The sequence below is a fragment of the Corallococcus sp. CA054B genome, from assembly GCF_003611625.1.
Taxonomy (GTDB): domain Bacteria; phylum Myxococcota; class Myxococcia; order Myxococcales; family Myxococcaceae; genus Corallococcus; species Corallococcus coralloides.
In genome coordinates this window covers 18,105-31,457 of record NZ_RAVY01000047.1, presented here as the reverse complement: position 1 = coordinate 31,457, position 13,353 = coordinate 18,105, and the positions used below count along the sequence as shown (strand labels likewise).

The 13,353-nt window shown below is 70.6% G+C and carries 12 protein-coding genes; 4 read left to right on the top strand and 8 right to left on the bottom strand.

The annotated features are described in order from the left end of the window. Positions 1-7: 7 nt before the first annotated feature. The gene (locus D7V80_RS14535) at positions 8-1,408 is read left to right on the top strand and encodes a family 2B encapsulin nanocompartment shell protein (RefSeq protein WP_120588727.1); all 1,401 of its coding nucleotides are present in this window, start codon (positions 8-10) and stop codon (positions 1,406-1,408) included. 63 nt (positions 1,409-1,471) lie between these two features. Here D7V80_RS14535 and D7V80_RS14530 read toward each other — a convergent pair whose 3' ends face one another. From D7V80_RS14530 to D7V80_RS14520, 3 genes are read right to left on the bottom strand one after another with little or no spacing between them, the layout of a single operon-like run. Continuing rightward, positions 1,472-2,485: a hypothetical protein gene (locus D7V80_RS14530; protein ID WP_120588726.1), complete on the bottom strand. Its 1,014-nt coding sequence runs from the start codon at positions 2,483-2,485 to the stop codon at positions 1,472-1,474. Further along, entirely contained in the window at positions 2,482-3,993 is a 1,512-nt protein-coding gene (locus tag D7V80_RS14525) for an FAD-binding protein (protein WP_120588725.1), read from the bottom strand. The genes D7V80_RS14530 and D7V80_RS14525 overlap by 4 nt, the downstream gene beginning before the upstream one ends. A 2-nt stretch (positions 3,994-3,995) precedes the next feature. After that, positions 3,996-4,316, bottom strand: coding sequence for a hypothetical protein (locus D7V80_RS14520; protein ID WP_014400157.1), 321 nt, complete (start codon positions 4,314-4,316; stop codon positions 3,996-3,998). Between the two features lie 109 nt (positions 4,317-4,425). Here D7V80_RS14520 and nrfH point away from each other — a divergent pair, with 109 nt between their 5' ends. Together nrfH and D7V80_RS14510 are read left to right on the top strand one after the other, a co-directional pair. Further along, a complete protein-coding gene (nrfH, locus tag D7V80_RS14515) occupies positions 4,426-4,944 on the top strand; it encodes a cytochrome c nitrite reductase small subunit (RefSeq protein WP_120588724.1) in 519 nt (172 codons plus the stop codon). Then, complete coding sequence (locus tag D7V80_RS14510; RefSeq protein WP_120588723.1) at positions 4,941-6,416, top strand: ammonia-forming cytochrome c nitrite reductase subunit c552; 1,476 nt, start codon at positions 4,941-4,943, stop codon at positions 6,414-6,416. Before nrfH ends, D7V80_RS14510 begins: the two co-directional genes overlap by 4 nt. 4 nt (positions 6,417-6,420) lie before the next feature. Here D7V80_RS14510 and D7V80_RS14505 read toward each other — a convergent pair whose 3' ends face one another. The 5 genes from D7V80_RS14505 to D7V80_RS14485 all read right to left on the bottom strand — a co-directional run bounded on the left by D7V80_RS14505 (position 6,421) and on the right by D7V80_RS14485 (position 11,757). Next, the gene (locus D7V80_RS14505; RefSeq protein ID WP_147447103.1) at positions 6,421-7,863 is read right to left on the bottom strand and encodes a hypothetical protein; all 1,443 of its coding nucleotides are present in this window, start codon (positions 7,861-7,863) and stop codon (positions 6,421-6,423) included. A 318-nt stretch (positions 7,864-8,181) separates the two neighbouring features. Then, entirely contained in the window at positions 8,182-9,426 is a 1,245-nt protein-coding gene (locus D7V80_RS14500; protein ID WP_233585359.1) for a hypothetical protein, read from the bottom strand. 8 nt (positions 9,427-9,434) lie between these two features. Further along, complete coding sequence (locus tag D7V80_RS14495) at positions 9,435-9,746, bottom strand: 4a-hydroxytetrahydrobiopterin dehydratase (RefSeq protein ID WP_120588720.1); 312 nt, start codon at positions 9,744-9,746, stop codon at positions 9,435-9,437. A 75-nt stretch (positions 9,747-9,821) separates the two neighbouring features. Continuing rightward, positions 9,822-11,306: a glycerol kinase GlpK gene (gene glpK / locus D7V80_RS14490; protein ID WP_120588719.1), complete on the bottom strand. Its 1,485-nt coding sequence runs from the start codon at positions 11,304-11,306 to the stop codon at positions 9,822-9,824. Between the two features lie 214 nt (positions 11,307-11,520). Then, positions 11,521-11,757 (bottom strand): hypothetical protein, encoded by a 237-nt coding sequence (locus tag D7V80_RS14485; protein WP_120588718.1) that lies wholly within the window; start codon positions 11,755-11,757, stop codon positions 11,521-11,523. Between the two features lie 399 nt (positions 11,758-12,156). Here D7V80_RS14485 and D7V80_RS14480 point away from each other — a divergent pair, with 399 nt between their 5' ends. After that, entirely contained in the window at positions 12,157-13,242 is a 1,086-nt protein-coding gene (locus D7V80_RS14480; protein WP_233585357.1) for an alpha/beta hydrolase, read from the top strand. Positions 13,243-13,353: the final 111 nt, after the last annotated feature.

Below are 13,353 nucleotides of genomic sequence, written 5' to 3'. Positions count from 1 at the left end.
TTCTTCCATGACGACTTCACAGAAGGACGTAGCGGCGCACGAGGGCACCACCCTCAGCACGGCGGGTGCGCGCCAGCTCGCGACGACGACGAAGACGCAGCCGGTGATGCAGGGCATCTCGCCCCGCTACCTGCTGAGCATCCTGCCCTGGGTGCAGGTGTCCGGCGGCACGTACCGCGTGAACCGGCGGCTGACGTACACCGTGGGCGACGACCGGCTGAACTTCAGCAACATCGGCGCCAAGGTGGAGATCATCCCCCAGGAGCTGCTCAAGCTGCCGCTGATGCGGGGCTTCCAGGACGTGGATGACCTGCTCATCCGCACCCTGGCGGGCCGCTTCACCCAGCAGCACTACAGGGCGGGCGACACCATCGTGGAGGCGGGCAAGTCCGCCGAGCACGTCTACCTGCTGGCGCACGGCAAGGCGCAGAAGCTGACGGCCGGCAAGTACGGCGACCCCGTCGTGCTGGACACGCTGGCGGACGGCGACCACTTCGGTGACCAGGCGGTGGTGGAGTCGAACGACGTGTGGCCCTTCACCGTCAAGGCCGTCACGGCCTGCACGGTGATGGCGCTGCCGCAGGGCGTGTTCGAGTCCCTCATCGCCCAGTCGCCGGTGCTGAAGGCGCACGTGGAGCGCTACCGGGCCAACCTCAAGAAGCCCCAGGACAAGGCGGGGCAGGCCGCCATCGCGCTGGCCGCCGGCCACCACGGCGAGCCCGTGCTGCCCGGCACCTTCGTGGACTACGAGCTGAAGCCGCGCGAGTACGAGCTGAGCGTGGCGCAGACCATCCTGCGCGTGCACACCCGCGTGTCGGACATCTTCAACGACCCGATGAACCAGACCGCGGAGCAGCTGCGGCTGACCATCGAGGCGCTGAAGGAGCGCAAGGAGTGGGAGCTCATCAACAACCCGGAGTTCGGCTTGCTGCACAACGCCGACCTCAAGCAGCGCATCAACACCCGCTCGGGCCCGCCGACGCCGGACGACATGGATGAGCTGCTGACGCGCCGCCGCAAGACGCGCTACTTCCTGGCCCACCCGCGTGCCATCGCGGCGTTCGGCCGGGAGTGCAACAAGCGCGGCCTGTACCCGACGGTGGTGGACGTGGGCGGGGCGAAGTTCCAGGCGTGGCGCGGGGTGCCCATCCTCCCGTGCGACAAGCTGCCCATCAGCCGGGAGAACACCACCTCCATCATCGCCATGCGCATCGGTCAGGACGACCAGGGCGTGGTGGGCCTGCACAACGCGGGCATCCCCGACGAGGTGGAGCCGAGCCTCACCGTGAAGCGCATGGCCGTCAACGACCAGGCCATGACGAACTACCTGGTGAGCACCTACTACTCCGCCGCCGTGCTCGTCCCAGACGCGCTGGGCGTGCTGGAGAACGTGGCGCTCGGCGGCTGAGACGTCTTTCGCCGCGGGACATGGACGGGCCCGGTGCCTTCAGCGCGCCGGGCCCGTTTGTCTTTAGCGGCACCGGGCGAAGTACCAGCGCAGCTGCACCTGGCCTCGGAGCACCGGGCCATCGTCCGTGTCCGCGCCGGGCGCCGTGGTGAGCGAGGCGAGGGCGCTGGTGCAGCCGGGCAGCGTCACGTCGATGGCGGCGCCCGGGTGGAAGCGATTGTCGGTGCCGTCGAAGGCCAGCTCCGCGCGGAAGTCCGCCACGGAGGTCTTCCGCTGCACGCCCAGGCCGGTGCGCAGCGCCCTGCCGTCCCGGAACAGGTCCAGCGCCTGCATCGTCGCGAGCGCGTCGAAGCGCCGGCCGAGCGAGGCCTGACCGGTCAGCCAGAACGTGTGCCGCGTGTCGCGGAGCCCGTCGCCCGTGAGCACGCCGCCTTCCGTGCGGGCGGAGACGCCCCAGCCGGCGGAGATCTGGATGTCTCCGCTCCGGGAGCGCATCTCCCGTTCGGCCTGGCCGAAGATGGCGGACAGGTCCACGCCCCGCCCGGACACATCCTCGTCCGAGTCCGCGGGCGGCGGCACGCCGTGGCGCTCCAGCTCCTCCTCGACCCGCTCGGGCAGGGGGGAGTTGAGCACGGGGTCATGCGGATCATGGAACGTCGTCCGGAGCCCGAGTCCCACGCGCCATGCGCCCGTGCCGTCCAGGTCCGGCAGCATGGCCGCGGACACCGTCGTCTTCGTCAGCACCCGCATCAGCCGGCCCGTCAGCGAGTTCGAGCGGTAGCCCGACAGGCTCCGGACGCCGCCGCCGAAGAGGAAGTAGGGCGCGACGTCCAGGCTGAGCCCCGGGCGGAACGCTTCCGGCGACGCCGATGCCAGGACCGTGGCCATCACCGGCTTGGGCGCCGCGCCGAGCAGCACGCGCAGGGGCGCTTCGTCCATGGCGACCAGGGCCGGGGACTCCGGCACGTCCACGTCGAGCACGTAGCGGTAGAGGTTGATGGTGTCGCTGTCTCGCGCGCTCGCCGCTCCTGGGGCGAGCAGGGCGCCCACCACCGACAGGCTGGCGAGCCTGCTCACGCGAGTTCCAGCCCGCGGAGATAGTCATTGGCGAAGGCCGCGCGCAGCTCCGGCGTGGTGAGCAGGGTCTGGCGCGCGGCGAGCCAGGCGTCCACGCGTGCCTCGCCGTACAGGCTTCGCACCGCCGGGCCGTCCAACTCGTGGAACTTGCCCCAGTGGTACGTGTGGGGGATGGAGGATTCGGCGAGCTGCTGCCAGACGCGGCGGTTGTAGGACCTCGTGCGGGTGGACGCAGCCCCGTCGATGTCGAGGACGCACGTCATGGGCGCGTGCTGGGTGAACGCCAGCGGGGCCCGGGAGGGCAGGGCGTAGCGCACCCCGAACAGCCCGGGGAACGCATGCGTGCGATTGATGGCGAGGGCCAGCTCCACCGTCTCGCGCACCCGGCCGAGCGGCACGCCCACCGCGCTGCCCCAGGCCTTGCCCCGGGTGGTCGTGTCGGTGAACAGCTCGCCGTGCGTCCCGCAGACGTTTTCGTATTCCGGGTAGAAGCGATCCATCAGCCGCGCCAGCAGGGGGATGGTCAGCTCCGAGACCATGTCCGTCAGCACGCCGACGATTTCGAGCGCGCTGTCCCCCTGCGTCAGCTTGCTGCCGGGGCTGGGCGGGCTCGAGCCTTCCGGACACCGCGCATGCTTGTACATCACCGTGACGAAGACCCCCCGCTCCATGTCGTTGGGGTTGATGACCGCCGTGAAGTGATAGGGCTTGAGCCCCTGCGGTCCCGGCAGCGTGATGCCGGAGAAGTCCAGCTGGTCGAGCGCGCGCCAGAGCCCGTCATCGAGCGGCATCCGCCGGCGGTACGCCTGGAGGTAGTAGAGGTCCACCACCTCCATGAGGACGCCGTGCACGAGGCCGAAGCCGCCCAGGCCCACCAGGGCGGCGTTGAAGAGGGCGTCATCCCGGATGAGCTCCGCGCCCAGCTTCTGGGGAATCTCGTCGTGGATGACCGGCGCGGTGGCCCGCTCCAGCCACACGTGCCGGTCCGGTGAGACGACGACGTGCAGGCCCACCACGAAGTCCTGCATGGCGCCGGTCTCCAGGTTGGAGCCATGCGTGCCCGTCCCGATGGCCCCGGCGATGGTCTGCCCATTGCTGGCGCCCGAGGTGGTCAGCGACTTGCCAATGCTCTTCAGGAAGTGGCTCAGCTCCGCGACGGAGACACCACACTGCGCGAAGAGGAGGTCCTCCCTCCGGCCTGGATAGGCGGGATGGGTGCGGGGCGCGGGGAAGAGGTAGTTCAGCGGCCGGGTGTTGACGAGGATGCCGCTGGTGGCGGGCGCCTTGGTGAAGGACCAGCCGCCCCCCAGGCCGCGGATCTCCAGGCGCCCGGTGAGCGCGCGCTGGATGAGCCCCTGCAGGCCCACGGTGGTGTCGATGTAGCCCGGCACCGTGGAGTGGGAGGCATCCGCGTTCCAGACGTCCACCAGCAGCTCCAGCTTCTGGGTGTAGCTCTGGTGCCAGTTCTGCCAGCGCTTCTGGCTGCTCTCATGGATGACAGGCGGCATGGCTACCGCACCCCGAGGTCGCCAGGCGTGGGCTGGGCCTTGGCGCAGCGCCACTCCACCCGCTGCGGCATGGCGAGGCCGAGCGTCAGCACGCTGATGAGCGCGAAGCCCACGTTGGTGCTCTGGGTGACCTCCGCGAGCGCCTGGCCCTGGCAGTTGTCCACCCGGGGCCGCTCCTGGACGAGCCCCCAGCCCAGGGACCAGAGGACCTCGCCCTGCGGTTCGGTGGCGCTGGCCCCGGCGGCGCCGGGCGCCTGGACGCGGTAGTGCGCACAGGCCGAGCTCAACCCCAGACACAGCAACGCCGCCGCACGCTTGGACATGCTCGAGCATGGGCCCGCCGGAGGGGGGGGACCATGCGGTCGGCGGTCGCGGAGGTGTGTCTGGCACTTCACGCACACGCGCCACCGTCATGCGTGTAGGGTGGCCCACGTGCTCTTCGCATCCCGCACCGTACTGGCCGTGACCCTCGGGATTGCCATCGGTGTGGCGGTCGGTCTCGGCGGCTTCACCTTCGCGTACGCGAAGGGCTCGTCCTACCTGCGGGACGACCCTGCCGCCTGTGCCAACTGCCACATCATGAACGAGCAGTACGACGGCTGGCGCAAGAGCAGCCACCACGCGGTGGCCACCTGCAACGACTGCCACACGCCCGCGGGCCTTGTTCCCAAGTACTACACGAAGGCGAGCAACGGCTTCTGGCACTCGTTCTACTTCACCACCGGCACCTTCCCCGACCCCATCCGCCTGCGTCCGGGCAACCGCGTGGTGACGGAGAACGCGTGCCGCAAGTGCCATGCCTCCATCGTGGAGGCCATCGAGACGCCCCCCACGGGTCATGGGCAGGTGGCGCCCGGCGAGCAGCTCCAGTGCCTCACCTGCCACAACTCCGTGGGTCACCCCGAAGGGTCGGGGAACCCCGAGTTCATCCGTAAGGAGATTGCACGATGACCGAGCCCGAGAAGGCTCCGGAGAAGCGCCGGCTGTTCAGCGGCATCAAGCTCGTGGTGGCGGTCGCGGTGGTGGCGGCGCTGGCCTCGGCGGGCGTCACCGCCCTCCTGGTCAACATCATGGAGCGCAAGCAGGAGGCGAAGAACCCCTTCTACCGGGTGGTGGAGCTCGACGACACCATCACGGACCCCGCCGTGTGGGGGAAGAACTTCCCGCTCCAGTACGACGGCTACAAGCGCACGGTGGACCAGAAGCGCACCCGCTACGGCGGCAGCGAGGCGGTGGCGCGCACGCCCACCCAGGCGGATCCGCGCTCGGTGGTGGCGCAGAGCCGGCTGGAGGAGGACCCCCGCCTGGTCACCATGTGGAGCGGCTACGCCTTCGCCACCGACTTCCGCGAGGAGCGCGGCCACGCGCACATGCTGGAGGATCAGGTCTTCACCGAGCGGCAGCAGGTGACGCAGCAGCCGGGCACCTGCATCCACTGCCACGGCAGCGTGTACGTGCCCTACAAGAAGCTGGGCGACGGGGACCTCATCAAGGGCTTTGAAAAGATGAACCAGATGCCCTTCGCCGAGGCGCGCAAGCTCGTGGAGCACCCGGTGTCCTGCATCGACTGCCACGACCCCACCACCATGCAGCTGCGCGTCACGCGCCCCGGCTTCATCGAGGGCATCGCCGCGCTCAAGGCCAGCCAGGGCGTGCCGGACTTCAAGGTGAACGAGGACGCCACCCGCCAGGAGATGCGCACGTACGTGTGCGGGCAGTGCCACGTCGAGTACTACTTCAAGGGCAAGGAGAAGCGCCTCACGTACCCCTGGGCCAAGGGCATCAACATCGATCAGATCATGGCCTACTACGACGAGGACGGGCACGCCGACTGGACCCACGCCCTCACCGGCGCGAAGGTCCTCAAGGCGCAGCACCCTGAGTTCGAGATGTACAACCAGGGCATCCACGCGAAGAGCGGCGTGGCGTGCGCGGACTGCCACATGCCCTACCAGCGCGAGGGGGCGATGAAGATCAGCGACCACCACGTGCGCAGCCCGCTGCTCAACATCAACCGCGCCTGTCAGACGTGCCACAAGTGGAGCGAGGCGGAGCTGCTCAACCGGGCGGAGACCATCCAGACGCGCACCTTCCAGACGCGCAACATCGCCATGGACGCGCTGGTGGACCTCATCCACGACCTTGAGAACGCGAAGAAGGCGGGAGCGCCCGAGGAGTCCCTGGCCAAGGCGCGCGACCTGCAGAAGCGCGCCCAGTTCTACCTGGACTTCGTGGAGGCGGAGAACTCCATGGGCTTCCACGCGGACCAGGAGGCGGTGCGCATCCTGAGCAACTCCATCAACTTCTCACGCCTGGGCCAGAACGCGCTGCGCCCTGGCGGAGGGGCCTCCACCGCCCCGGACCAGCGGCCCGCAGGAGCGCCCACCCCCGGAAGTGCGGGCGCTCCGCAGGGCTCGAAGTAGGCGCTCAGTACTTCACGCGCAGCAGGAAGACGTCGCCGCGCGTGGGCTTGAACTTGTCCACGCCGAAGTCGGTGACGCGGTCGGTGTAGCCGTACAGCACCGCGTCGCCGTCCGGCATCAACGTCACCGCCGGCACCGCCTCCACGCCGTACAGCTCGCCGCGCGCTTCGGGCGCGGTGCCCAGGAAGAGGCGCGAGGCCAGCGGCTGTCCCGTGGGGTCGAAGCGCTGGGTGAAGAGCTGCGCGGACCCCAGGCCGTCCGTGCCCGAGGCGCCGTTCTCCAGCCATGAGTACGTGTAGCCCACCACCAGCACCTCGCCGGTGGAGTGGATGGCCACGCCCTGCACGGACGCGTCCACGCCCAGGTCGCGCGCCCAGCGCTCGGTGCCGTCCGCGCCCGTCACCACCACGAAGGGGCTGGGGCTGGAGGCGCCCTTCAGCGACGCGCCCGCCCAGGAGAAGCTGCCCTGGAAGTCGCCGCCCGCCACCACGTCCCCGGCGGTGTCGCGGCTCACGTCCCGGACGCTGCCCTTCACGCCGGGCCGCACCTTCGCCCAGCCGAGCGCGCCGTCCTGCCGGTACAGCGCCACGAACGGGCTGCCTGAGCCGGAGCCCTGCGTGACGTTGGTGCCGAAGCGCACGGTGCCCGTGTAGCGCCCCGCCACCGCCACGCTGCCGTCCGCGCCGGGGGCCAGGGACAGGGGCTCGGCGCCCGCGCCCTCGGACTCCGCGCCGCCCACGGCGAAGGCGCGCTCCGCGGTGCCGTCCGCCGTGAACACCGCCACGCCGGCCGAGGCCCCCTTCACCCCGTTGCCCAGGTCCACGGAGCCCGGCGCGGTATAGGCCACGTACAGCCTTCCTTCCGCGTCCGCCGCCACGTCCTTCACCGTCAGCTCGCCGGGCACCCGGTGCGCCCAGAGCGTCGCGCCGTCCGCGGACAGCCTCGCGACGATGGCGCCGTTGCTGAGCTTGCCCGTGCCCAGGTCCACCGTGCCCTGGATGTTGCCGGCCAGGAGCATGCCGCCCGCGCCATCCGCCGCCACGCGGACGCGCACGTCGGCGCGCAGCTCCACGGGCGTGGGCTCCACGCGCACGTCGTACGCGTGGGTCCACAGCGTCTGCCCCGCGCCGGAGCGCCGCGTGAGGACCAGGTCCACGGCGTCATCCGTGGGCGTGCGCGCGTCCAGGTCGTCGTAGCCGTGCACGGCGGCGGTGAAGAAGTCGCCCGTGGTGGCGTCCACCGCCAGGTCCAGCGCCAGGTCGTCCTGCGCGGCGCCCTCCTTCGCGAACCACAGCGTGGCCCCCGAGGCGGGCGGCACGACGTCCGGCTCCTTCACCGGAGGCGGCTGTGTCTGCGGGTTCTCATTGCCCGGCGGCGTCTGCGTGCCGCTGCCCGGGGGGGGAAGCTCGCCCGGGATTGAAGGCTGCTCATCGGGTGGGCACCCCACCTTCGAATCCTGGCAGGTGTCCGGATCAGGCTTCTCAGCCCCACCTCCGCACCCCCACCCTCCGCCAACCGCGAATCCCAGCACCGTCGCTCCAACGACAGTCCGGCGCCACCCCCGCCCCAGATACATGGAATCCCCTCCGTGTACGGCAGGGTTCGCATGCCATCCCACCCCGGCAAATACGGCACGGAAGGTTGCTCGGCCGCCCGCTGCCGGACGGCGCATGTCTCGCGTGGGTGGGCCTCGCGACGCCGTGGGTGGGGGACGCGAGCACCCACGAAGGTCCTCGCGTTTACCCACGCGGCGCAAAGCCAGACACTACCGCCAGAAGCCGATGGAGACGCCCCAGTTGGAGTAGCGGCTCGCCAGGTCGAACGACGCGGTGATGGACCAGTCCTCCCAGTAGCGCAGCACGAACAGCTCGAAGCCGCCGGTGAGGTGCGGCCGGGGGTTCCGGTCCCGGAAGGGGGACGGCTCCAGCCACGTGCCCGCGCGCAGGCGCAAGAGGCCCGGGAAGGTGTCCCATTCGGCGCCCAGGCGCGGCTGGAAGGTGGCGGTGTCGCCCACGGGCTGGGGCTCCGTGGTGGTGGCGAGCGCGCGCGACGCCACCGCGTTGCTCACGCTGGAGATGAGGTCCACCTGCGCGGTGATGAGCCACCGGCCCGCCAGTGCGTCGCGGGGCTCCTCCTCCGGCACCGGCAGTGCGTCCCCGTCCACCTGGAGCTGCCGCCGGGCGGCGGGGGACAGCCGGTTGTAGCGGTGCGCGCCCTCGCCCAGCCGCCAGCTGGCGCCCAGGGACAGCACCGCGGGGGACACCACGGCCGCGTAGATGCGGCGGCCCGCGATGAAGGGGCTCTGGTCGTCGTCGCGGCGCCAGCCCGCCACCACCTCCGGGCGCACCGCCACGCCAATGCGGTAGGGCCGCCCGTGCGGACGGAAGAGCATGTCCACCGCCACGCCGGTGTCGCCGTAGCGCCAGGACTGGTCGCCCAGCTCACTGAAGCTGGCCTGCGCGGAGAAGATGCCCAGGGACAGGATGAAGTCGTCCTGGCCGAAGGCGATGGAGCCCGCGAGCGTGGACTGGGTGAGGGAGACGCGCAGCTTCTCGCCCTCGCCCCGGCAGCCCTGGGTGAGGCAGTAGCCCGTGCGGCTGTTGCGCCACAGGAAGCCGATGCCGAAGCGCTTGTATTGCAACATCAGCGCGCCCAGGAGCTGGCGGCTGTCCACGGATTCGTCGGCCAGGCCGTCGTTGTCCACGTCCCGGCGCTTGGTGCCGGTGAAGGGCAGGTCCAGCCAGGACAGGGTGACGCCCAGGTCCCAGTCGCGCTCCAGTGACGGGCTGCGCTGGGCCAGGGCGGCCAGGTTGCTGGACACGCCCGCGGCGCCCTCCGCGATGCCCACGTAGGCGCCGCCCAGGCCCACCACGCGCGCCGACCCCAGCAGCGCCCCAGAGTTGAAATACAGACGTTCCGGACGGGGCTCCGTGGGAGCGTCGTCCTGGGCCAGGGCCGGGAGCGCGGTGAAACACACCGCGCACGCCAGGGCCGCCAGGGTGCCGCGCACGCCGTGAATCACCGGACGGCGGCCCCTTCGCCGAAGAGGCGGTCCGCCTCCGCCGCCAGGGCGGTGTCGCGGGCCGTGAGGCCGCCCGCGTCGTGCGTCACCAGCGCCAGCGTCACCTTGCGCCACCGGATGTCGATGTCCGGGTGGTGGTCCGCGGCCTCCGCGGCCTTCGCCACGCGCTCCACGAAGGCGATGCCCTCCAGGAACGAGGGCGCTTCGTAGGTGCGGCGGATCATCCCGCCCTCGTGCTTCCAGGCGGGGTGCTGGGTGAGGAAGGTCTGGAGCGCATCCGGGGAGAGCAACGTGCGGTCGTAGGCCATGGCGGCCGTTCTACCCGCTCCCCCGCCCGATGGAAGCCCCGGCGCGTTCAATGCGCCGGGCTCCAGTGTCTCATTTCACGCGCGCGAAACCGCCAGCTTCCACTTTTCCAGGTGGCGCGCGCGCACCTCCGGCTTCATCTTCGGCTTGAAGGTCTTGTCCGCCTTCCACGCGCGGCGGATGGCGTCCGGGCTGGTCCACACGCCCGCGCCCAGGCCGCCCAGGAAGGCCGCGCCCAGGGACGTGGTCTCCAGGTTGCGCGGGCGGACCACCGGCACGCCCAAGAGGTCCGCCTGGTACTGCATGAGCAGGTTGTTGGCCGCGGCGCCGCCGTCCGCCTTGAAGACGGGGATGTTCCGTCCGCTGTCCTTGCGCATGGCCTCCGCCAGGTCGTGGATCTGGAGGGCCACGCCCTCCAGCGTCGCGCGCGCCAGGTGGGCCACGGTGGTGGAGCGGTCGATGCCGGCGAACAGGCCGCGCGCCTCTGGGCGCCAGTGCGGCGCGCCCAGGCCCGCGAGCGCCGGGACGAAGACGACGTCGCCGGAGTCCTTCACGCTGGCGGCCAGCGCCTCCACGTCCGGGGCCTTCTTGATGACCTTGAGGCCGTCGCGCAGCCACTGCACGGCGGCGCCCGCGATGAAGGAGCTGCCCTCCAGCGCGTAGTTCGTGGTGTTGCCCAGCTTCCACGCCACGGTGGTGAGCAGCCCCGCGGTGGAGCGCACCGGCTGCGTGCCGGTGTTCATGAGCAGGAAGGCGCCGGTGCCGTAGGTGCACTTGGATTCGCCGGGCTCGAAGCACGCCTGCCCGAAGAGGGCCGCCTGCTGGTCGCCGGCCATGCCCGCGACGAGGATGCCGTCCGGCAGGCTGCGCATGCCGCGCGTGGTGCCGTACACCTCCGCGTTGCCGCGAATCTCCGGCAGGCACGCGCGCGGCACGCCCAGCAGCGAGCACAGCTCGTCATCCCAGTTGAGCGTGCGCAGGTCCATGAGCAGCGTGCGGCTGGCGTTGGACACGTCCGTGACGTGGGCGACGCCGCCGGTGAGCTTGTGGACGAGCCACGAGTCGATGGTGCCGAAGCACACGTCGCCGCGCTCGGCGCGCTTCTTCGCGCCCTTGAGGTGCTGGAAGAACCAGGTGAGCTTGGTGCCGGAGAAGTAGGGGTCCAGCACCAGGCCGGTGACTTCCCGCACGCGGGGCTCGACCCCCTGGGCCTTCAGCCGCTGACAGATGTCCGCGGTGCGGCGGTCCTGCCAGACGATGGCGCGCGCCAGGGGCTCGGAGGTTTCCCGGTCCCACAGGCCCGTGGTTTCGCGCTGGTTGGTGATGCCCACCACGGCGATGTCGCGGCCGGTGAGGCCCGCGTCCTTGAGTGCGCGGGCGATGCACCACTCGCTGGTGTTCCAGATGTCGATCAGGTCGTGCTCCACCCACGACGGCTTGGGGAAGTGCTGGGGCAGCTCCTTGTAGGAGCGGCCCACCACCTGCAACCGGGTATCGAGGATGGAGACGTGGGTCCCCGTGGTGCCCTGGTCCAGCGCCAGGACGTATTTCGCCTTCGCCATGCGTGCGGAGCCTCTTTCGTCGGCCAGTGGCCGGACACGGAAAGGGGACCCTACTCCAAGCGGAGGCGCCCGCACCCACGGCGCGTGCGGGATGTCGGGCACCGGGAGCAGTCCGTGGAACGCTCCCGTGCCCGCGTGGGGGTGCCGTGACGGCGCGCCTGACCGGGGGAAGTCCACGGTACTTCCCGGCGCTGCCGCACGCGGCGGCCCGCTCTCAGTAACTCGCGACCCGCGAGCGGTTGTTGAAGTAGCGGCGCAGGCCGTAGGCGCCCAGGCCCGCGAGAATCATCCGGCCCAGCGAGCCGCCCGCGCCGGAGGACCTGCGCCCCCGGTACCCGTAGCCAATGGGACGGCGGCCGTAGGCGCTGCGTCCGCGGTTCCAGCCACTGCCCTTGAAGACAGTCCGTTGCGACGCGCCCAGCGCGCCCAGCAGGTTGGATAGCAATGCCATGGTGTCACTCCGTGGTGAGGGGTACGGGGCCCATGCGTCCTCGACGGGGGTCGGACCCGTGAAGGACGCGCGTGCGTTGAAAGGTGGGCCTTACGCCGTGTGTCGACACCCCATGTCGAACAGGGCGCGCGAAAGCCCGTGTCCCGGGCCGGAGGGCAGGCGGGCGGGTTGGGGGCGTGACGGGCGCGGACTACGGCTGTGTCGCGGATCCGGACGCAGGGGGTTGGAGAATTCGAGTGATGGCCGCCTGCCCATCGAACGAAAGCCCTGGCCAGGTGAGGCATGGCCCACCCGGTTCCCTGCCGTGGAAGGCGTCTCCAGATTCCGGTCCAGGTGGGCGCACCTCCAGCGCCCCGGCCTCAATCACAGTCAACGCGCGGGATGCTCAGGACACACGAGATGCTCGGACTGAAGAAGGCCGTCGGGATGTCAGTGCTGGCGCTGGGCATGCTGGGCCTTTCCGGCACGGCGCTGGCGAAGGACGCTGCGGCGGCCGCCCAGGTGGCTCCGCAGATGCAGGTCATCCTGGAAGCGCACAAGTCCTTGAAGCCGGTGCTGCCGCACACCGTGTCACCGAAGGAGGCGCGCAAGGGAGTCACCGCGGCGGACGCGGTGAAGAAGACGCTGAAGGACCAGGGCAAGCCGGTGGCGCCGAAGGCGGTCGCCAAGGTGGAGGACAAGGAGTTGAAGGGGCCGGCGGGCGACATCCCGGTGCGCGTGTACACGCCGGAGGGCGTGGGTCCGTTCCCGGTGGTGGTCCACTTCCACGGCGGCGGCTTCGTGCTGGCGGACCTGGGCACGCATGACGCCAGCGCGCGTGCCCTGGCCAACCAGGCGAAGGCAGTGGTGGTGCGCGTGGAGTACCGCCATGCGCAGAAGAACCCGTACCCGGCGGCGGCTGACGCCACGGCGGCCTTCCAGTACGTGCAGAAGAACGCGAAGGAGTTCAACGGCGACGGCAGCAAGGTCGCGGCGGCCGGCGAGAGCGCGGGCGCGCACCTGGCGACGGTGGTGTCCATGCGCCAGAAGCAGGGTGGCGGCGCACTGCCGGTGTATCAATTGCTGGTGTATCCGTTCGTCAGCAATGACGTGAGCACGCCTTCGCACCAGGCGAATGGCCAGGGCAACTACCTGGGCAAGGACTGGGCGAAGAACAAGGACCCGAACGCGCTGCCCTTGAACGCGAGCAAGGCGCAGCTGAGCAGCCTGCCTCCGGCGATGGTGCTGACGGCGGAGCTGGATCCGCTCAAGGACGAGAGCCAGCAGTACGCCAAGAACCTGAAGGCCGCGGGCGTGAAGGTGGACGTGAAGAACTACGCCGGCGTGACGCATGAGTTCTTCGGCATGGCGCCGGTGCTGGACGTGGCGAAGACGGCGCAGGCGGACGCGGGCATGGCGCTGCGGAAGGCGTTCAAGGCGGCGCCAGCGGCGCAGACGGGCGTGGGCGGCTCGGGCATGACGGAGCCGGAGCCGGCGAAGGAGTAGTCGGCGGTCGCAGGCCGTAGCACGCGTGGGGGTCCGTCATCCCTGTGGGGCGGACCCCCATGTTCTTTTCAGGCGCGCGGGATGTGTCCCAGGTCGCGCAGGAAGGTCACG